Origin of the sequence: Bacillus sp. PS217 (genome assembly GCF_037963535.1) — a bacterium.
GTDB lineage: Bacteria > Bacillota > Bacilli > Bacillales > Bacillaceae > Bacillus > Bacillus subtilis.
On sequence record NZ_CP150157.1, the window covers coordinates 3,925,174 to 3,944,260 of the forward strand.

General features: G+C 47.6%; 18 protein-coding genes. 6 read left to right on the forward strand and 12 right to left on the reverse strand.

The window, feature by feature from the left end:
* Window positions 1-57 precede the first annotated feature (57 nt).
* Window positions 58-1,701 (forward strand): catalase KatX, encoded by a 1,644-nt coding sequence (gene katX, locus NSQ83_RS20340; RefSeq protein WP_198878396.1) that lies wholly within the window; start codon window positions 58-60, stop codon window positions 1,699-1,701.
* A 104-nt stretch (window positions 1,702-1,805) separates the two neighbouring features.
* A complete protein-coding gene (locus tag NSQ83_RS20345; RefSeq protein ID WP_198878395.1) occupies window positions 1,806-3,008 on the forward strand; it encodes an MFS transporter in 1,203 nt (400 codons plus the stop codon).
* Here the strand turns inward: NSQ83_RS20345 and NSQ83_RS20350 are convergent.
* Genes NSQ83_RS20350 through sigY form a run of 6 tightly spaced genes read right to left on the reverse strand, consistent with a single transcriptional unit; the run spans window position 3,005 to window position 5,909 of the window.
* Window positions 3,005-3,781 carry an ABC transporter permease subunit gene (locus NSQ83_RS20350; RefSeq protein WP_198878394.1) on the reverse strand — a complete coding sequence of 259 codons (777 nt, stop codon included), beginning with the start codon at window positions 3,779-3,781 and terminating at the stop codon, window positions 3,005-3,007. The genes NSQ83_RS20345 and NSQ83_RS20350 overlap by 4 nt on opposite strands.
* Window positions 3,778-4,665: an ABC transporter ATP-binding protein gene (locus NSQ83_RS20355; protein WP_015250906.1), complete on the reverse strand. Its 888-nt coding sequence runs from the start codon at window positions 4,663-4,665 to the stop codon at window positions 3,778-3,780. Before NSQ83_RS20355 ends, NSQ83_RS20350 begins: the two co-directional genes overlap by 4 nt.
* A 6-nt stretch (window positions 4,666-4,671) precedes the next feature.
* Window positions 4,672-4,860: a sigma Y negative regulator YxlE gene (yxlE, locus tag NSQ83_RS20360; RefSeq protein ID WP_003227293.1), complete on the reverse strand. Its 189-nt coding sequence runs from the start codon at window positions 4,858-4,860 to the stop codon at window positions 4,672-4,674.
* The gene (gene yxlD / locus NSQ83_RS20365; RefSeq protein ID WP_003227291.1) at window positions 4,857-5,063 is read right to left on the reverse strand and encodes a sigma Y negative regulator YxlD; all 207 of its coding nucleotides are present in this window, start codon (window positions 5,061-5,063) and stop codon (window positions 4,857-4,859) included. The genes yxlE and yxlD overlap by 4 nt, the downstream gene beginning before the upstream one ends.
* Window positions 5,060-5,380, reverse strand: coding sequence for a YxlC family protein (locus NSQ83_RS20370; RefSeq protein ID WP_003227289.1), 321 nt, complete (start codon window positions 5,378-5,380; stop codon window positions 5,060-5,062). The genes yxlD and NSQ83_RS20370 overlap by 4 nt, the downstream gene beginning before the upstream one ends.
* The gene (gene sigY, locus NSQ83_RS20375; RefSeq protein WP_015250905.1) at window positions 5,373-5,909 is read right to left on the reverse strand and encodes an RNA polymerase sigma factor SigY; all 537 of its coding nucleotides are present in this window, start codon (window positions 5,907-5,909) and stop codon (window positions 5,373-5,375) included. Before sigY ends, NSQ83_RS20370 begins: the two co-directional genes overlap by 8 nt.
* Before the next feature lie 211 nt (window positions 5,910-6,120).
* On the opposite strand from sigY, the gene NSQ83_RS20380 reads away from it, so the two are divergent.
* Window positions 6,121-7,494, forward strand: a complete 1,374-nt coding sequence (locus NSQ83_RS20380) for a cytosine permease (RefSeq protein ID WP_198878393.1) — start codon at window positions 6,121-6,123, stop codon at window positions 7,492-7,494.
* A 14-nt stretch (window positions 7,495-7,508) separates the two neighbouring features.
* On the opposite strand, the gene NSQ83_RS20385 is transcribed toward NSQ83_RS20380, so the two are convergent.
* The 5 genes from NSQ83_RS20385 to cydA all read right to left on the reverse strand — a co-directional run bounded on the left by NSQ83_RS20385 (window position 7,509) and on the right by cydA (window position 14,258).
* The gene (locus NSQ83_RS20385; RefSeq protein ID WP_038428017.1) at window positions 7,509-8,339 is read right to left on the reverse strand and encodes an NAD(P)H-hydrate dehydratase; all 831 of its coding nucleotides are present in this window, start codon (window positions 8,337-8,339) and stop codon (window positions 7,509-7,511) included.
* An 85-nt stretch (window positions 8,340-8,424) separates the two neighbouring features.
* Window positions 8,425-10,152 carry a thiol reductant ABC exporter subunit CydC gene (gene cydC / locus NSQ83_RS20390; RefSeq protein WP_038428019.1) on the reverse strand — a complete coding sequence of 576 codons (1,728 nt, stop codon included), beginning with the start codon at window positions 10,150-10,152 and terminating at the stop codon, window positions 8,425-8,427.
* Window positions 10,149-11,852 (reverse strand): thiol reductant ABC exporter subunit CydD, encoded by a 1,704-nt coding sequence (gene cydD, locus NSQ83_RS20395; protein ID WP_198878392.1) that lies wholly within the window; start codon window positions 11,850-11,852, stop codon window positions 10,149-10,151. Before cydD ends, cydC begins: the two co-directional genes overlap by 4 nt.
* A complete protein-coding gene (cydB, locus tag NSQ83_RS20400; protein ID WP_003244559.1) occupies window positions 11,852-12,868 on the reverse strand; it encodes a cytochrome d ubiquinol oxidase subunit II in 1,017 nt (338 codons plus the stop codon). Before cydB ends, cydD begins: the two co-directional genes overlap by 1 nt.
* The gene (cydA, locus tag NSQ83_RS20405; RefSeq protein WP_003243795.1) at window positions 12,852-14,258 is read right to left on the reverse strand and encodes a cytochrome ubiquinol oxidase subunit I; all 1,407 of its coding nucleotides are present in this window, start codon (window positions 14,256-14,258) and stop codon (window positions 12,852-12,854) included. The genes cydB and cydA overlap by 17 nt, the downstream gene beginning before the upstream one ends.
* A gap of 554 nt (window positions 14,259-14,812) precedes the next feature.
* On the opposite strand from cydA, the gene cimH reads away from it, so the two are divergent.
* From cimH to NSQ83_RS20420, 3 genes are all read left to right on the forward strand, one after another.
* Window positions 14,813-16,165: a citrate/malate transporter CimH gene (cimH, locus tag NSQ83_RS20410; RefSeq protein WP_003227271.1), complete on the forward strand. Its 1,353-nt coding sequence runs from the start codon at window positions 14,813-14,815 to the stop codon at window positions 16,163-16,165.
* Window positions 16,166-16,286: 121 nt separating this feature from the next.
* Window positions 16,287-17,975, forward strand: a complete 1,689-nt coding sequence (locus NSQ83_RS20415) for a M56 family metallopeptidase (protein WP_198878391.1) — start codon at window positions 16,287-16,289, stop codon at window positions 17,973-17,975.
* Between the two features lie 57 nt (window positions 17,976-18,032).
* Window positions 18,033-18,230 (forward strand): hypothetical protein, encoded by a 198-nt coding sequence (locus NSQ83_RS20420; protein WP_069703600.1) that lies wholly within the window; start codon window positions 18,033-18,035, stop codon window positions 18,228-18,230.
* Between the two features lie 13 nt (window positions 18,231-18,243).
* Here the strand turns inward: NSQ83_RS20420 and NSQ83_RS20425 are convergent, their stop codons facing one another.
* Window positions 18,244-19,083 (reverse strand): polysaccharide deacetylase family protein, encoded by an 840-nt coding sequence (locus tag NSQ83_RS20425; protein ID WP_041334479.1) that lies wholly within the window; start codon window positions 19,081-19,083, stop codon window positions 18,244-18,246.
* Between the last annotated feature and the right edge of the window lie 4 nt (window positions 19,084-19,087).

The following is a 19,087-nucleotide window of genomic DNA, read 5'->3' on the forward strand; positions in this document are numbered from 1 at the left end:
TTTAAAATCTTTCCATTCAGGGAATATTGTTACCGTTCAAAAAAGGAGGGCCAACCATTGAAAGATGATCATCAAAACAAGCAGCACCAAACAAATGCCCAAGGAAGCGAGGAAGCGCTTTCCCATAAGACATCCGGGAAAAACGAGTCAGAGGATACCTTAACGAATAGGCAGGGGCATCCTGTTACTGACAACCAGAATGTGAGAACCGTCGGGAATAGAGGGCCTACAACACTTGAGAACTATGATTTTCTCGAAAAGATCAGCCACTTCGACCGGGAACGCATCCCAGAGCGGGTTGTTCATGCCAGGGGAGCAGGTGCACATGGATATTTTGAAGCGTACGGAAGCTTCGGAGACGAACCGATTTCAACATACACACGGGCCAAGCTCTTTCAGGAAAAAGGCAAGAAAACACCGGCATTTGTCCGTTTTTCAACTGTGAATCATGGAAAACACTCGCCTGAAACATTGAGAGACCCGCGCGGTTTTGCTGTAAAGCTATATACAGAAGACGGAAACTGGGATTTGGTCGGAAACAACCTGAAAATCTTTTTTATCCGCGACCCGCTGAAATTTCCGGATCTTGTACACGCATTTCAGCCTGATCCAGTGACCAACATCCAGGATGGTGAACGTATTTTCGATTTCATTTCTCAATCTCCTGAAGCGACACACATGATCACCTTCTTGTTTTCGCCTTGGGGCATTCCGGCCAACTACCGGCAAATGCAGGGTTCAGGCGTACATGCCTATAAATGGGTGAATGAGGAGGGCAAGGCCGTTCTCGTGAAATACCATTTTGAACCGAAGCAGGGCATCCGCAACCTGACACAAAAGGAAGCAGAAGAGATTCAAGGGAAAAACTTTAACCATGCCACACAGGATTTATATGACGCGATTGAAAATGGCGATTATCCAGAGTGGGAAGTGTATGCACAAATCATGAGCGATGATGAGCATCCTGAACTGGACTTTGATCCTCTTGATCCGACAAAACTGTGGTATAAAGACGATTTCCCATGGAAACCGATCGGCAAATTGGTTCTGAACAAAAATCCGGAAAACTACCATGCGGAAGTGGAGCAAGCTTCATTTGGAACGGGAGTGCTTGTCGACGGGCTTGATTTTTCAGACGACAAATTGCTCCAGGGGCGTACGTTTGCCTACTCTGATACGCAGCGCTACCGTGTAGGCGCAAATTACCTGCAGCTTCCGATCAACTCGCCGAAAAAGCATGTCGCCACCAACCAGGAAGGCGGGCAAATGCAATATCGGGTCGATAGAGCAGAAGGACAAAACCCGCACGTCAACTATGAGCCATCCATTATGGGCGGGCTGATGGAAGCGAAGCAGGACGGAAAAGACCATACGCCGCATGTCGAAGGTGATGTAAAGCGTGAAGCGATTGACAGAACAAACAACTTCGGACAGGCTGGAGAAACGTACCGGAGATTTACTGAATTTGAGCGGAACGAATTGATTACGAATTTGGTGAATACGCTTTCTACGTGCCGAAAAGAAATTCAGGATCAAATGATTGAGAATTTCTCAAAAGCTGATCCTGACTACGGAAAACGCGTAGCAGAAGAGCTAAAAAAGGTTTCCGAAAACAACAGCAACGGGCCGATCGGCACAACTGAAACGGAACAGGCTGCAAAGCAGGCTGAACAGGAGAGCCACCCATCTGATCCGTATTAACAACAGCGAACAGGGCTTTTTTTGAAGCCCTGTTTTTTTATTTTTCTATTGAAACGCTTTCAATAATTGTGTTGTACTTGGAAGGAAAGGGGTGGAGAGATACGATGGAATTACAGCAGGACTTGATTCCTCAGAAAAAAACAATCGGCGCCTTAGATCACGCCGTTTTTTTATGCATGGTATTTTGTTTCTGGTTTTCAGGCTATATTTACGTTCCTGTATTCAGTCTGTATTTGGAGGATCTGCACTTTTCATATGGCGCAATCGGCATCATTCTCGGCAGCTACGGGGTCACGCAAATCCTTCTGCGATTCCCGCTCGGCCTTTTGTCAGACATCCTGTTTTCCTTGCGCAAGCAATTGTTAATTGCCGGGTTCGGCTTTTCCGTCCTCAGCAGCCTGCTTTTTCTGATGTTTGATTCTTTCTTCTTCGTGCTGGCCGCCCGGCTGTTCGCGGGAATCACTGCTTCTATGTGGGTGATGGCGACCATTTTATACGCACATTATTTCAACAATTGCAATGCATCAAAAGCAATGGGCATCATGCAGTTTTTTACCGTCATGCCCCAGTTTGCCAGCATTGTGTTCTGCGGGCTCGCCGCAGCCCATTTAGGCAGGCAGGTCCCGTTTTGGATGGCGCTGGCAGCTTCTGTCGCAGGTCTGGTGTTCTGCTGCTTTATTAAGGATCCGTCTGCTCCTCCCGCAAACCGTGACACCATTCGTGTCAATCAGTACATCAAAGATACATTGCGGCTGCCAAAGCTGAAGCTTTTCACCATCCTGTCTATGACGGCCCATGCCGTATTATTTATCACAGTGTTTGGTTTTACGCCGCTTTACATGAATCAGCTCGGAATGGGCGACGCGGAGCTTCTTTGGGTGATGACCGCCTTTTTCCTCCCACACGCAGCCGCCACATTAAGCTTTGTGTTTCTGCGCTTTACAAGCCGTATCGCTTACTCCGTGATGCTCATTAGTTTCGCTGTCACCGGGGTCTGCTTGCTATACGTTCCTTTTTCAGCTGCATTGTTCACGGTTTGCATCACACACGCCTGTATTGGGCTGGCGCTCGGCTTCGTTTTTCCTCTGCTGCTAAGCCATGTCGTCGAAATCAGTTCTGCCCGTTTAAAAATGTCAGTGATGGGGTTTTATCAATCATTTTATGCGCTAGGCATCTTCCTCGGGCCCCTTCTTGCCGGAAAAGTCGCACAGCTTGTCGGGCTTGCGGGAGTTTTTTATGGAGCCGGGTCTCTGGCATTTGCCGCCTTTTTTGTGATGCTCGCGCAAAAACGTAACATGATCAATTAATAGCTTTCATACCGCCGGAAGCGCCACACAGAAAACACGGCCAGAAGCATGATGCACAGAATGGAGAAAGTGAGTGACCATCCGAAAAAATCTGCCCGCTCTCCATGAAGAAGGATATGCTCCGCCTGCTTGCAAATCTCAGCCGGAAGCCACTTCGCACCATCTGGAAATAGTGAAACAGCAAAGGAAACGGCTGCTGTGAGCCCGATCCCGCAAGCCGCAGCTGCTCCGACAGACCGGAATATCGTACTTCCGGCAAGGCCGGCGGTCACAATAAATATCACCCAAAGAGCGTAAAGGCCAAGGCTTGCGGCAAAGCGGCTGAATGATGCGTCCTCAAACAGCAGCCGGACGTAATAGTAAGCAAGCCCGTATCCAGCTGCAAACGACATAATGCCGATCACGCTTTGGATGAGCCATTTACTCACGATATAATGGGCTGCCGTCACAGGCCGCGACATAATCAGCGCTGTTACCCCTTGATTTCTTTCATTGGCTACACTGCCCATCACGCTAAAGATGACCAGAGCCATGCCAAGCGTGTTGAATTGAGAAAGCGTGCTGACCATCACTTCAGACCCGGAGGGCATCGTAAAACTGATTTTCATGCCGTCAGGAAGGTTCCCTCCATGTGCGATGATATCCGGCATATAATAAATGGTCAGCGGCTGTGTCAGCCCGACGATCATCATCGCAATCGGCAGCCAAATCAGCTTGCCGCTTTTCCATCCTTCCAGCCACTCCTTCTGCAATAGCGCCATCATCACCTTCATGCGTGCACCACCTTTAGATAGACGTCTTCTAGAGACTCCGTTTTCTGTTCAAAGCGGGTGACGGTCAATCCCTTTCGGATACAGTCACTTAATAATGACCGGCCAGCGTGTATATCAGGCAGCTCGAAAACCGCTTGGGACGGATTCTTATAGACAATAGCTGAGACGTAAGGCTTCTCTTCAAGCCAACCTTCCAGCTTCTCTTTCACTGAAAGGGTAAAAACGTTCGTTTGCTGCTGTTGTTTCAGCTCCTGTAACTCGCCTTTCCATGAAATTTCACCGTTTTTCATAATCACCACTTGATCACACACCTGCTCTGCATCGTGCAAAACATGTGTAGAAAACAGAACGGCCATATGCTTTTTCAGCTCCCGCATTATGTCCAGCACCTCGAACCGCCCTGTCGGATCAAGAGCAGACACCGGTTCATCCAATATCAAAAACTGCGGTTTATGGAGCAGTGCCTGTGCCAGACCGAGTCTTTGTTTCATGCCTCCTGAATAGCCCCCGATCCTTTTGTGCTCCGCTTCATGCAAACCCACAAATTCCAGCATCTCGCCGATTTCCTCTTGGCATTTTCTCTTCGAAAGGCCGGACAGTCTCCCCGCAAATGTCAAAAATTCATTTGCGGTCATCCAGGAATAAAAAGCTGGATACTGCGGGAGGTACCCAATCAAACGCCGATCCGGCTTTTTTTCTCCTAACAGCTTAATGTTTCCGGAGGTTGGCGAAAGCAGTCCGGCCAGCATTTGCAGAGTTGTGGTTTTGCCGGCTCCATTAGGTCCTAATAGTGCGACACACTCATTTTCATTCACGTGAAAACTGACATTCTTTACAGCTTCATGATGCCTGTACGATTTGCATAATGATTCAATAGACAGCATATCGGCTTACCTTTGCTTTCTGCCGACGGTAAAAAACAAAATCGGCCCAATAATATTGATACATACAATGATTGCAGCCCACATCCACTTTGGCCCGTTTGTCCGCTCTTCTTTTATACAGCTGATAAGGGCAAACACCGCCAAAGCCAGCTGTAATACAATCAGCGGCAAAATCATTTCCCAAGAAATATTCATTGCTTGATCCCCCTTTTCTTCCGATCCGGCCTAATGACAAAAAAGTAATAACAAATCAGAGGCATCGGTGCTTGAATCAATCCGACAATCCCCCAAACCCATGCCATGCGATTACGTTTTTTCGCATCAATAAATAAAAAGATTCCCTGCGCCAATACGATGAGACAAGCCGCAACCGTTATGATAATTTCTGTTTGTGTCATCCGCGTTTCACCTCGCATTCGCCGAGATGCCTTTTTTTCTCAGCCGCAATCAAAATCGGCAGCACCGCAAGCACACAAACCTGAAGCACAATAAACACAGCAGGAGCTTGAGTGAAAGCTAAGATTGCAGCACTCACAACCATCAGCGCGCAGAATACAAATAAAATGATCTCTTGAAGAAGTTTTTTTCTGTATTCAGCTTTCATTTGTGACAGCTGGTGAAGCAGTTCTTTTTGATTCGGTATAGAGGGATTGGCTGTTTGATCAATTTTTTTCCATTCTGACTTTAAATGATCAGAAAGCTTTTCTTTATTCATCATCCCACTCCTTTCTGATTTGCTGGAGCCCTTTATGAACTCTGGACTTTACAGTGCCTTCTTTGATTTGAAGCATCACCCCGATTTCAGCGTAGGTATAGCCGTAGTAATGCCTTAATAAAACCGGTGTGCGCAGTTTAGGGTCCAGCTTTGAAAACAGATCGAGCGTTTCGCTCCACTCTGCCCCTTTCGCCGACACGTCCCACTTGATCTTGCGGATTGTTTCCTCCGTAACTGTCTGATTCCGTTTCCATTCTCTCTTTCTCTTTTTCTGGTGATCGAGATAGAGCCGCGATGCAATGGAGATCAGCCATGTGGAGAATTTTGAACGGCCCTGAAAGCTTCTTAAATGGATGTACCCTTTCAGAAAGGTTTCCTGAACAAGTTCCTCGCTGAGATCGGGGTGAAGGGAAAGCTTTAACAAGTATTTATATAAGAAAGAATAGTGATAGTGGAAAAGGGCTGTAAACGCCTCGTCGTTTCCCTCTTTCGCCTGCTGGATCAGCCGCTGTTCTTCATGTGTATCCAATGACCGTGATCCCCCCTTTTTTGTTTTTCTGCCTTATGAGACGACACCGGATTCAAAAGCGTTCATCTTTTTTACAATTCTTTTCAGCCATTGACAGATCAGGCTTCCCGGCCGTTTGGCTGCATATCCTTATTTGTAAACCCTCTTATAGTCTGTTAAGCTATGACTTTATGTCGATTTCAAAAAAACATCCAATATGGAGGACGATGCATTGAAAGTAGAAAGGCGAACGATTGAATATATTCCGAATGAAGAAAGACATGGTAAAGCGAAAGATTTATTTCCCGTATGGTTCGGGGCTAATATGCATATCACCACGTTAGTGACCGGCACGATTCCCGTTGCAATGGGACTTAATCTGTTTTGGAGTGTTGCCGCTATTATTTGCGGAACCTTAATCGGTGCCATATTTATGGCGTCTCATTCCGCGCAAGGCCCTCAGCTAGGCATCCCGCAAATGATTCAAAGCCGTGCCCAATTCGGCGTAATCGGAGCGATTCTTCCCCTCTTCTTAGTCATGTTTATCTACCTTGGTTTCTTCGCAAGCAGTACGATTCTGGCGGCCGGAACCTTAAGCAGCTTTGTTCCCATCCCGGGATCATGGAGCATTATAGGCTTAAGCGCCGTATGTTTTTTACTCACCATTTTCGGCCATGATTTGATTCACAAAATGCAAAAAATCCTTTCTTGGACCTCTTTTGCTGTATTTTTTGCTGCAACGATTCTCATTTTTCAATTGCCGATTCCGGCAGGCAGCTGGATTCCCGGAGCGATTGATCTGCCAATTTTCTTGGTGGCAGTCAGCGCAGTTGCGACGTGGCAGCTTGCCTACGCGCCGTATGTTGCCGATTATTCAAGATATCTGCCAGTTAAAACACCGGCTTCAAAAACATTTTGGTACAGCTATGCAGGTACATCTGTCAGCTCCATCTGGATGATGCTGCTCGGCGCATTGCTGACAACCTCACTTCCTGACTTTACGGCAAACTCAGGCAGCCAGATTGTCCAATTGTTCAGTCCCTTCTCGTTTATTATGCTGATCATTGTGCTATTTGGACAAATGGCAATTAATGTTTTTAACCTGTATGGGGCCTTCATGTCCACGACAACAACGCTGGAGCCGTTTCTGAAATTAAAAGTCACGCCCAAAGTCAGAATCATCATGATCCTGGGTGTCACGCTTGTCGGCACAGTCTTAAGCCTACTGGGACAGAGCAATTTTATGGAGCTGTTTTTGAATTTTATCTTTTTCATCAGTTATTTCTTAATTCCGTGGACGGCAATCAATTTAGTCGATTACTACTTCGTTCGCCACGGAAAGTATCAAGTCAAAGCCATGTTCGACGTAAACGGGCCTTATGGAAAGGTCAATTGGATCACCACAATTGCGTTCGTTCTGTCTATCTTGCTGGAAATTCCGTTTATCAACACAAGCTTTTACATCGGACCGCTTGCCAAAATGTTTGGCGGCGGAGACATCGCATGGATTATCGGCTTGGCCGTGCCTTCTGTGCTTTACTATGTATTAATGAAACCGCGTCTGAAAAAACGGGCGGGGTATCAAGAAAAGCTGTCTTCTCTCTGAAGACAGCTTTTTTATCATTCAAATCGTTTCCACACGCGGGGCAGGATGTCAGATAGCTCATGAGCGAGCAACGTATGAGCGGAGTGCTCGTCCGTCCAGAGCTCGGCGCACGCACCATGCAAATAGACCGCGTTTAATATGGCGTGCTTTGGATCTTCATGGCAGCAGAGCATCCCCAATATCATGCCCGTCAGCGTGTCACCGGTTCCGCCCTTGGCGAGCGCCCCGTTTCCGGTTGGATTGAGCCAGCAGTCTCCATCAGGAAACGCGATGACGGTTTGGTTTCCTTTTAACACAATGACAGTCTGCAGCTGAGCCGCCCATTCCTTTGCATATTCCGCTCTTTTTTTCTGCAATTCGTTCACGGGCACCCCTGTCATTCGGGAAAACTCGCCCGGGTGCGGCGTGAGGATGACGGGAGCCTCCCGTTTCGGATATGTGCGCTTCGCCAGCGCTCCGGCATCCAAAATAACAGGACAATCAGCAGCAAGCACATGATCGACTGCCTGCTGTACGCTTTCCGTTTGCGGAAGGCCCGGTCCGATGGCAATGGCCCGGTACGTCTCTTCAAGCTGAGCATCCGCCGCCTTTTTCCAGCCGTCACGCCAATAGGTCGCCTCGGGCAAAACAGGAACAATTAGCGGGATTACGCTTTCTGATGTACCGATGACAAGCTTGCCTAAACCGCTCCGCATGGCCCCAAGCCCTGCAAGCAGCGCTGCCCCCGGCATGTCGTCACTTCCAGCCAGAAGCAAAGCCGTACCGTACGTGCCTTTATGGCTCTCCGCACCTCTTTCAGGAAGCGTGGCCCTTACATGCTCTTCCGTCCAATATGGAACATTCATCTCTATCCCTCCTCTGCTTTCTTTTCCTATTTTTCCTGTCCCTTTTCTTTTTCAAACAAAAAAGACAGCCTTTTAGGGCTGTCTTCTATTTTACAGGAACATCAAGGTGATACAGGCGGCTGTACCGTTCGTTTGCCGCCAGAAGCTCCTCATGGGTTCCTTCCATTTCTGTTTTGCCGTTTTCGAGAAATACGATTTTATCAGCAGCTTCCACTCCCGCGAGATGGTGGGTAATCCATAAAATCGTTTTTCCTTTCAGCACCTCAAACACCGTTTCCATCAATTCACGTTCGGTAATAGGATCGAGGCCGACTGTTGGCTCATCGAGGATGATGATCGGTGTGTCCTGCAGCAAAATCCTCGCAAGTGCGATCCGCTGGCGCTCTCCACCGGAAAAACGGATGCCCGTTTCCTGTACAGAGGTATGATATCCGTCAGGCAATGACTCAATGTAGTCATGCAGCTTGACCTGCTTTGCGGCGCGGCGCACATCTTCGTCGCTTGCTTCTCCGTTTCCGAGCCTGATGTTGTTCAGAATACTTGTATCAAACAGGTGCGGTTTTTGATTTAACACGGCCACCGCATCCGCAATCTGATCCTTTAACAGCGCTGTCTCCACTCCGTTTAACGTTACAGAACCGGAGTCCGGTTTCAAGGCGCCTTCGATTAATGCAAGCGATGTTGATTTCCCAGAGCCGCTTCGGCCGAGCAGCGCCATTTTTTCTCCTTGGCGCAGCGTAAAGGAAAAGTTGTGCAGCACTTGGCTGCTGTTGTCATAAGAAAACGTCACATCACGAAAGGCCAGGGTGACATCTTGAAGATCGAGCATTTGAGCCCCTGATTCTGTTTGTGACGCCTCCGGCTGAGGAGCCACCTTGTTCATGCGTCTGATAGAATCCTGATAGCCCGGCACTTCGCCTAAGGCATCCGAAAGCGGCAAAAAGGCTTCCGTCAACGGAAATACCACTAGCACAAAAGCGGCAATCATCGTTTTAGCGAGCTCGCCGTCCGCTTGCTGTCCCGCTGTCCAAAACAGCATCAGCAAAATAAGGCCGGCGACAAAGCATTGCGCAGCAAAGTCCCGCCATCTCGTAAAACGTTGTTTTTTCCGTTCAAGCTCAAACCAATCACGTTCCTCTTTTTCATAAGCATCAATAAAAGCATGCCGGCGTCCGCTGAACATCCAGTCGCTGACACCCATCACGGCATCTGTCAGACGGCTGTACAGCACATTCCGTCCGCTTTTCAGCTTCGCATTCTTCGCTCTCGTCACGAGCAAAGACACAACCGGAAACAATACAACAAGAACAAACAAATACAGCGCAAGCAATATGGCAAACGGCCAAGAGAAGAAGCCGAGCGCTATCACTGACACAGCATACAGGAGCAAGGCTGAGATCGCAGGAAAAATCGTTTTTAAGAATGCATCCTGCAAATGCTCAATATCCTCAGACAAAATGCCGAGCATATCCCCCGTGCGAAAACGGGAACGCAGCATCAAAGCACCCGGCTCAAGCATATTGTAAAGGCGGACGCGCATGTCGGATACGATTTTCAAAATGATGTGATGCCCGACGAGCCGTTCCACATATCGCGATACAGAGCGCGCAATCCCAAAGGTGCGCACTGCGACAATCGGCACATAAATGAGCAGAATGTTTTCCGGCCTTGTCGCCGCTTTAGAAATCAAAAACCCTGAGGTGAACATGAGAAAAGCAGCAGAAAAAATCGTCACCGCGCCCAAAAAGATAACCAGAACAAACAGGCGGGCATTTTGCTTGATATACGGCAAAATCCATTCTTCTTTCTTCATGCTCTTTCCCCCAGTTGTGCCTTCACGAGTTTGGTATACACACCGTTTTTCTCCAGCAGTTCATTGTGAGTCCCGATTTCCGCAACCCTGCCTCTGTCCAGCACGATAATTTCGTCCATATCGAGCATCCAGTGAAGGCGGTGAGTCGCGAGAAAGACGAGCTTATCCTCAAATAAATCCAGCATCGTTTCTTTTATTTCATATTCTGTTTCGATATCAAGATGAGCGGTCGGCTCATCCAGCAGCAGGATCGGACGGTTTCCCAAAAAGGCGCGGGCCAGCGCGACACGCTGTGCCTGGCCGCCGCTGAGCGCCCGGCCGCCTTCCCCGATCCGCCCCTCTAATCCTTCAGGAAGATTATCCACCAGCTCCGCCAGTCCCGCCGCCGCAGCAGCACGGGCTGTATCCTCTGCCGAAGCGCTTGGATGGTAGAAGCGAATGTTGTTCCCCAACGTATCATCAAAAATGTACGGATGCTGGGGGATGTACAGAAGGTTCTTCTGCCAGCTGCCGTCCTGCAAATGGGACCGGCTTGTACCATTAACCTCAATCATCCCGCCATCCGGCTCCAAAAATCCGCCGAGAATATCAATTAATGTTGATTTTCCGGCGCCGCTTGCACCGATAATGCCGATTTTTTTCTTGCCCTTAAATGAGAGATGAATATCAAACACCGAACGGCCGACTGACACGCCTGACAGCTTCAGCTCATCCTGATCGGACCAATCCTCGAGCTGAAGCGGCGTCTCTTCTTTAAAACCAGGCTGTGACAAAATCTCTTGAATGGTTTTTCCTGCTTCCTGGCCGTTCAGCGTTGCATGATAATCATTCCCCACTTCCCGCACCGGCAAAAAATACTCAGGCGCCAGAATAAGCGCCGTTAAAGCAGGGCCAAGCAAAATATCGCCGTCAATGAGGCGCAGGCCCAGAAATACTGCGACTGTCGCCACCGACAGCATCGTGAAAAAATCGAGGGCGAATGATGACAAAAACGCCACCCGGAGTGTGCTCATCGTTGCCTTGCGATACCGCTCACTCACATAGAAAATATTTTTGCTGTGTGACTTGCTCAAACCTAGGAAACGCAATGTCTCCAGCCCGCGAAGAGAATCAACAAAATGATTGGAAAGTCTCTGATAGGATTTCCACTGACGATCCGCTTTTCTCTGCGCGACAAGGCCGAGGAGAATCATAAAGATGATCAGAATCGGCATAGCAGCGACTAAAATGATGGCTGATGTCCGATCCTGAAAAAACACATAAATGACAACTGCCGCAGGCACAATCGCCATGCTGACCATTTTCGGCAGAAACAGCTCCAGGTAGCGGCGGAACTGGCTGATGCCTTCCATCGCCAGCGTCACCATTTGCCCCGTCCCCTCTTTCTTTGCAAAGCGGGGGCCTAATCGGAACAGCTGATCAAGAAAACTTTTCCTCAAATCTGCTCCTGTCCGGGCGGCGTATTGATAGACGATTTTCTGTCGCGCCACCGTCACCCCGTGCCGGGCGATAAAAGCGATGAGGAAAAAGCCGATCATCGGAAAAAGGGAGGTAATGCCCTTCCCGTTGAACAGTCCGGTTACGGCCTCACTCAGCCACTCTGCCTGCATAATAATGGCGGCTGTCTGAATCATCGTTAAACAAGTAATCAAGGTGAGAATCCGCTTCATTCCTTTATATCGAAACAGGTCTTTTCCCATTAATAAGTCATAGGCTCCTTATGGCTGACGCGCTTCCGGAAGACATAATAGCTCCAGATCTGGCTGCCGATGACGAACGGCAATAGCGTTAATGCTGCAATTGACATGACTTTAAGCGAATAATCTCCGGAAGAAGCGTTAGCTACTGTTAAATCGTATGCGCTATGAAGCGAGCTGACCATTACACGAGGGAATAGGGAAATAAAGATCATTCCCACGGTCAGCGCCAGACCAGCGCCTGTCATCCCAAATGTCCAGCCGTCTTTTTTCTTACGAATAAATACAGCCGCGAGCATAAAGCAGATGACAATCAAAACAGCGAGCGGAATGGTAATCTCGCCGCGGCGTGTAAACATGTCTGTCTGATACGCAGAAAGGGCCGCGAAGGCAAGAACCGCTACAAAAACAACACCCATTATCTTTTGCGCCATTTTCCGGGCGCGGTTTTGCAAATCACCAATCGTACGCAGCGTGATAAACATTAATCCATGCTGGAAGCAAAGAAGTGTTACCGTCACACCGCCAAGTATAGAATATACATTGATATAATCAGATACATGTGCGTGAATGTTCATGTCGGCATCAATCGGCATCCCGCGGAATAATGTCGTGAACAGCACACCAAGCACAAACGGAGGAATCAGACTGCCGAAGAAAACGACCCAGTCCCAAACCTTTACCCATTTTAAATGATCCACCTTGCCGCGGAACTCAAACGCGACCCCGCGGCCCATTAACGCAAGCAGCACTATGACAAACGGAATGTAATAACCGCTCAGCATCGTTGCATACCAGTTTGGGAATGCCGCGAAAATGGCGCCTGCGCCAGTCAAAAGCCACACTTCATTCGCGTCCCAGAACGGCCCGATCGTGTTGATCAGCACTCTGCGTTCTAATTCATTATGGCCAAGAAAACGGGTCGCCATGCCGACCCCGAAATCAAAGCCTTCCAAAAAGAAGAAACCTACAAACAATACGGCAACGAGTATAAACCAAAGATCATGAAGAGATGCCATGGTATACCTCCTGACTAAATGGATCTGTTGATACAGGCACATCATGATGATTATCATGCTCCGCACCTTTTTTAATCTCACGGATAAACAAGAAGACAAGCAGTGCGCCCAGAATCATGTACATCACACCGAATGCGATGATTGAGAATAACAGGGAACCCGCTGTTACGTTAGGCGACACAGATTGAGCGGTTGTCATTAACCCCATAACCGTCCAAGGCTGACGTCCGATTTCTGTCATAATCCAGCCCGCGGAGTTCGCAAGAAACGGGAAGGAAATCAACGCGATCATGATGCGCAAATACCATTTGCTGTTTTCAAGCTTTTTGCGGCGGTTTAACCAAAGGCCGCCTAACGCAGCAAGAATCATGACAACACCTGCTCCTACCATGATGCGGAAGCTCCAGAATGTCGTTTTCACTGGCGGAATGTAGTCGCCTTTTCCGTATATTTTTTCGTACTCAGCCTGAAGGGTTTTCATCCCTTTGACACTTCCGCTGAATTTCTGATAAGCCAAGTAGCTCAAGGCATAAGGAACTTTGATTTCATTTGAGCTTTTTTCATTTTTTGTATCGATCGTCGCAAAAGCGGTCCAAGCAGCAGGGTCACCGCTGTCTTCCCATAGGCCTTCACTGGCAGCCATTTTCATCGGCTGTGATTCCATCAAGTGCTCAGCCTGCATGTGTCCGCTAAGGCCGACGCCAAGACCGGCACAAAGGCCGACGATCATTGCCAGTTTAAAAGATTGCTTAAAGAACGGCACTTCTTTTTTCTTCAGCAGTTTAAAAGCACTCACTCCGGCAATAAAGAAAGCTCCAGTGGCAAGCGCACCGAAAATAACGTGCGGGAATTCAACCCAAAGCTGAGGGTTTGTAATCAACGCGCCAAAATCATTCATTTCCGCGCGGCCGTTTTTGATCGTAAAGCCGACCGGCTCCTGCATAAAGGAGTTTGCTGTTAAAATCCAGAAAGATGACATGATCGTTCCGAATGATACGAGCCATATGCAGAGAGCGTGAATTTTCTTCGGCAGGCGGTCCCAGCCAAAAATCCATAATCCGATAAAAATAGATTCCATGAAAAACGCCAATAATGCTTCAATCGCAAGGGGAGCGCCAAATACATCTCCGACAAAACGGGAGTAATCAGACCAGTTCAGTCCAAACTGGAATTCTTGCAAAATCCCCGTTACAACACCGACTGCGAAATTTATTAAGAATAAGTGCCCCCAAAACTTTGCCATTTTGAGATACAGCTCATTTTTCTTTACAAGATAAAGAGTCTCCATCAACGCAACCATAAACACAAGCCCGATAGACATCGGCACAAACAAGAAGTGAAACAACGTTGTTGATGCAAATTGTATGCGGGCTAATACCAATTCACTCATGCTTTCTCCTCCATTTCCGGTTAAAACTGTTAATTTGCTCACTACTTCACAAATAGAACCGAGACTTTGATCAGTAATTCACAAAATAGACGAAAAAAATATTGTTCAATATTTCACAAATGTGTCAAAAAGTCGTTCAATATGAGGCAAAATTGCCAGACTGACCAAATGACACAATCTCTGACTGGTTCATATTAAGTACTTTACAACGATTCATTTCAAAAATAAAGCCTAAAATACCTAAAAAGTCCCGCCCTATGTGACGGATTTTTGTCTATTTTGTTGCTTATTTATGTCGGCTGCTAGGATAAATGACCCTTTATTATCGTACATCAACACATCGTTCCTTGCGAACAAAATGCTTGCCCCGCACCAGCACTCGTTTCTCAGCACTCCGTCATAAACAGATTTTAGGCAGGATGCCTCTTTTCATTTGAACCGGCAAGTGGAGAAAAGTTGAATAGTAAATTTCTAATATATTAATAATTTCAATTTTTTAGTATACTTAACATAGTGAACAATTTCACTGCATCAAGAATAGGGGAGGTTTTTCAATGGGAGAGCTTCAAACACACATGCAATTGCAAACGGATACAATTCACGAAGGGGTTCGAAAAGAGAATTGGTTTGCGAAAGCCATGAATATAAAAGTAGGCATCATACCGCTTCCTGTGTATGCCTTGCTGTTTATATTAATCACTGTTTTTGTTATGCATCACGATGTAAAAAGTGACATTTTGACATCCATTGCCGTCATGGCGTTTTTCGGGTTTACCTTTGCCCAAATCGGCAAATCGATACCGATTGTGCGTTCTATCGGCGGCCCGGCCATCCTAGCTACTTTTATTCCATCCGCTGTCGTGTACTATCACCTGCTGCCTAATGATATCGTCAAATCCACCACAGAATTTACAGAAAACTCAAACTTTCTTTATTTGTTTATCGCCGGTATTGTCGTCGGAAGCATTCTTGGCATGAAAAGAGAAACACTCGTAAAAGCATTTATGAAAATCTTTATTCCGCTTATTGTCGGTTCTGTCACAGCCGCTATTGTCGGGCTGGCTGTCGGGACATTGCTCGGACTCGGATTTCAGCATACCCTGCTGTACATTGTCATTCCGATTATGGCTGGAGGAGTCGGAGAAGGCGCTATCCCGCTGTCCATCGGATATTCTGACATCATGCCCATTTCTCAAGGGGAAGCGTTTGCACTTGTTCTGCCATCGATTATGCTGGGCAGCTTGTGCGCGATTATTCTAGCGGGATTGCTGAACCGCATCGGAAAGAAAAAACCGGAATGGACAGGCAACGGCAAAGTGGACCGCTCCGAAGAAGAGTCCCCTGCGCTGGAGGAATCTCAAAGCGGACAGCAAATGTTCAACCTTTCTTTATTTGCGTCAGGCGGTATCCTTGCTGTTTCTTTATACTTAGTCGGCATGCTCGCTCACGATTTTTTCGGTTTTCCGGCACCCGTTGCCATGCTGTTACTGGCTGTTCTAATCAAGCTGTTCAGATTGGTGCCTGCCTCAATTGAAAATGGCGCGTTTGGAGTGTCCCGCTTTTTTTCAACAGCTGTGACCTACCCGCTTCTCTTTGCGATTGGGGTATCCATGACGCCGTGGGACAAGCTTGTCGCCGCTTTTAACCTCAGTAATATTATTACGATTCTGTCTGTCGTTGTGACCATGATGGCCGTTGGCTTCTTCACTGGAAAATGGCTGAACATGTATCCGATTGAAACCGCCATTATCAATGCGTGCCATTCTGGACAAGGCGGCACGGGTGACGTTGCCATTTTAAGCGCCGCTGAAAGGCTTGAGTTGATGCCGTTCGCCCAGGTATCTACCCGCATCGGGGGCGCGATCACAGTATCCTTAACCTTATTGCTGCTGCACCAGTTTTATTGATCCCCGCAAGCAAGTTCTTCGTCAAACGAAAGAGCTTGCTTTTTTGCATGTCCATATTTTTGCAAGTTCCCATCCCATGCTATAGTAATAGTTGGAAATACTAGATAGAAAGGAATCTGGCATGCCTATGGGAACTCATCTATTTCTCTTTATGCTTCTCGGGCTGGGATTTTATTTGATATCAGCCCTAGCTGCAAAACTCATTCCGGCCATAGACTTCTGGATTGATATTGTTCTATGGGTCGGCGCTGCAGTTTACATCTTCTCTCATCTCTCATTCATGGACGGCATTGTCTCACTCGCGACAATGTTCTACTGCTATTGGACCGCAATGGATCTCATTGTTTCAGAGCGTGTGGAAAAACCTTCGGGAGACTGGCAGGAAATCGAGCTGGCCAGAAACAAAACACGTCTCCTGTCAGACATTACGCTGACCGCCATTGTGTTTGCAGGGGCTGTTATTTTTTTCATCTATGGACCTGACCCAAGCCCTCTCAAATATGTGATCCTTCTCGGCATGATCTCCGGCGGAGGGGCACTGGTGAAGCGTATACTGAATGTTTTCAGCGTAAAGGTTTTTTATTCAGCTGCCTTAGAAAAATTGCATATCAGCTCACACTATGAAACCCGTACATACCCGCTTTCCGATTTGAAGGATATTCAGCTTGAATCAACGGCAGATCTCTTAAAGCTCCATCCGCTTCTGACGATGTATTCATCACGTCTAGATTTAACAACAAGCTTTCAGCAAGTCATTAAACTGTCTCTTCCCGGCGAAACACTGTTTCTGACGGTGAAGGAACCGCAAAAATGGAAAACAATTCTCCAGGAATACACAGATGCAGAAAACAATGTGGACAATGTGATTTCTGTTTTGCCGTTTTATCATAGAAAAAATGTGAAGCGGCTGCTCGGGAAGCTTTATTTTGCCGCCAGCGTAAAAGGGGTATCCGCTTACGCCTTATTGGTGCTCGCGTTATACGCATTACACGCCTCTCCATGGGTCATGGCTGTTGCCGTAATCCTATATTGGGTATTCAACATGTATATGTCAGACCGTGTGTTGCGGGCGGCGATGGACGCCAAGCCTTGTCATCATCCGCATGTACAGGCAGCGGCCGATAAGATTTTCCGAGCGGCCGGCATTTCCCATGTCCGCATATACGAAACGGAGAGTGATGATTACAACGGAATGGCAGTAGGCATGAATGTCGGGAGGTCAATGGTCATCCTGACAAGCGCCACACTAACACTTCCACAGCGTGTCATCGAAGGCATTCTGGCCCATGAGGCAATTCATATCAAAAAACGTGACGTTCTGTCATCACAGCTTTTGCGTTTTCTATATCTTGGAGCTGTCGTTGGGATTTTCCTCTTGTTTGAGCAGCATATCACCCATCCCGAGGCCCACAAAATTGCGCTTTGGGCTTTCATTATGGCAATCATTATCCTGTTCCAGCTCTATCAATCCTTTTGTTCACAATGGATGGAGGTACGTGCTGACAACCTTGGCGCATCCTTGCTGGAGGGCGGTTACAAACAAATGGCTGAAGCCTTGAGAATCTTGGCGGTTCGGCAGGATGAGGACATACAGAAACAAAGTGCCTACAGCTCTGAAGCAGGTGAAGACGAGCTTCAAATTGATTCTCTCACCCGTGATAAAAGCTGGTTTTTCAGATTGATTGATTTTCAGTTCGCTCCTCATCCCCCTATGTATTGGCGTGTCGGCACTTTATTGTCAAACAAAGGACATGGGGTGCTAAAGCGCTGGCTCAGAGACCGCCTGAAAGAATCGATCACTTTGAAATGAAACCGGTCAGCGTTTCATCCGTATAACAGATATGGTAAAAAAAGGGAGTGACCAGAAGTGATAGTGATCTTATTGATAATAGCTATTATTGTTTTTCTTTCAGTGATTCAGCCGCAGCCATCGGAAAATAAAAGCCGCCAGCAGGCGGACAGCGGGTATTTCGGTTATTCAGATCATAGCTCACACCATGATGGATGCAGCAGTGACGGAGGTTTCAGCGATTCCGGCTGTGGCGGCGGAGGGGGCGGCGATTAAACGCCGCCTTTTTTTATTTCATTGATTCGATGTACGCACCAAAAGCCGAGCCTGACATGCCTGGGGACACGCGCACTCGATGGAGGGCATACATACCCTGGTCTCTCGAAGCCGCGCCCGGTTCTGTTGTCACGCCCATTTGATAGCCTGTTTTTTCAGCGGCCTTCAGCGTCTCCTCATTGTAGCGCCCTACCGGATAGCTGATGATGGTGGTTTGCTGATGAAACATGTGGTCAAACAGCTTTTTCGAATCCGCCATCTCACTTTGCTGCCGTTGAGGCGTTAATCCGTTCAGCTCAACGTGGTCAATCGTATGGCTTTCAATCGATATCCCGTGCTGTGCCATTTCCTTCATTTGTTCCTCTGTCAGATGGTGCTTATGTCCGATCGATTTGCCGATCATAAAAATCGTTGCCTTCATCCCGTACTTTTTCAGCACCGGATACGCATCTTGATAATTGTCGGTGTACCCGTCATCAAATGTGATCAGCACGCACTTCTCACTCGGTTTTTTATCCTGCGTCAGCATGAGATATGCCTCTTTCGGCGTTAATGTCTGATAGCCGTTATCATGAAGCCACTTCATATGCGCCTCGAATTCTTTCTTTGGCACACGGAGGCTGTTTCCTGAAGAAATGCTGTGGTACATCAAAATCGGCAGCTTTGCCGGTTTCTCTGTTTTGATCCATGCGGATGTATCATCTTCTTTTTTCTGAACTTGTACTGCCTTTTTTTCCGGTTTCTTTTGTTCCGCTTTTGGCATCGGCTGCTCTGCATTCGCCTCTTGATCAGCGCAAGCCGCAAGAGCCAAACAGCTGCCCAAAAGAAAGATGCTTAAAAACAATCGTTTCATCATT

What these genes read in the sequence shown, in the direction of transcription:
- NSQ83_RS20345 (WP_198878395.1), top strand. Translation starts at nt 1,806, where the DNA reads ATGGAATTACAGCAGGACTTGATTCCTCAGAAAAAAACAATCGGCGCC.
- cimH (WP_003227271.1), top strand. Translation starts at nt 14,813, where the DNA reads ATGGGAGAGCTTCAAACACACATGCAATTGCAAACGGATACAATTCAC.
- yxlD (WP_003227291.1), bottom strand. Translation starts at nt 5,063, where the DNA reads ATGACACAAACAGAAATTATCATAACGGTTGCGGCTTGTCTCATCGTA.
- NSQ83_RS20385 (WP_038428017.1), bottom strand. Translation starts at nt 8,339, where the DNA reads ATGAATGTTCCATATTGGACGGAAGAGCATGTAAGGGCCACGCTTCCT.
- NSQ83_RS20350 (WP_198878394.1), bottom strand. Translation starts at nt 3,781, where the DNA reads ATGAAGGTGATGATGGCGCTATTGCAGAAGGAGTGGCTGGAAGGATGG.
- cydB (WP_003244559.1), bottom strand. Translation starts at nt 12,868, where the DNA reads ATGGCATCTCTTCATGATCTTTGGTTTATACTCGTTGCCGTATTGTTT.
- NSQ83_RS20425 (WP_041334479.1), bottom strand. Translation starts at nt 19,083, where the DNA reads ATGAAACGATTGTTTTTAAGCATCTTTCTTTTGGGCAGCTGTTTGGCT.
- NSQ83_RS20415 (WP_198878391.1), top strand. Translation starts at nt 16,287, where the DNA reads ATGCCTATGGGAACTCATCTATTTCTCTTTATGCTTCTCGGGCTGGGA.
- cydD (WP_198878392.1), bottom strand. Translation starts at nt 11,852, where the DNA reads ATGGGAAAAGACCTGTTTCGATATAAAGGAATGAAGCGGATTCTCACC.
- NSQ83_RS20355 (WP_015250906.1), bottom strand. Translation starts at nt 4,665, where the DNA reads ATGCTGTCTATTGAATCATTATGCAAATCGTACAGGCATCATGAAGCT.
- NSQ83_RS20370 (WP_003227289.1), bottom strand. Translation starts at nt 5,380, where the DNA reads ATGAATAAAGAAAAGCTTTCTGATCATTTAAAGTCAGAATGGAAAAAA.
- yxlE (WP_003227293.1), bottom strand. Translation starts at nt 4,860, where the DNA reads ATGAATATTTCTTGGGAAATGATTTTGCCGCTGATTGTATTACAGCTG.
- cydC (WP_038428019.1), bottom strand. Translation starts at nt 10,152, where the DNA reads ATGAAGAAAGAAGAATGGATTTTGCCGTATATCAAGCAAAATGCCCGC.
- cydA (WP_003243795.1), bottom strand. Translation starts at nt 14,258, where the DNA reads ATGAGTGAATTGGTATTAGCCCGCATACAATTTGCATCAACAACGTTG.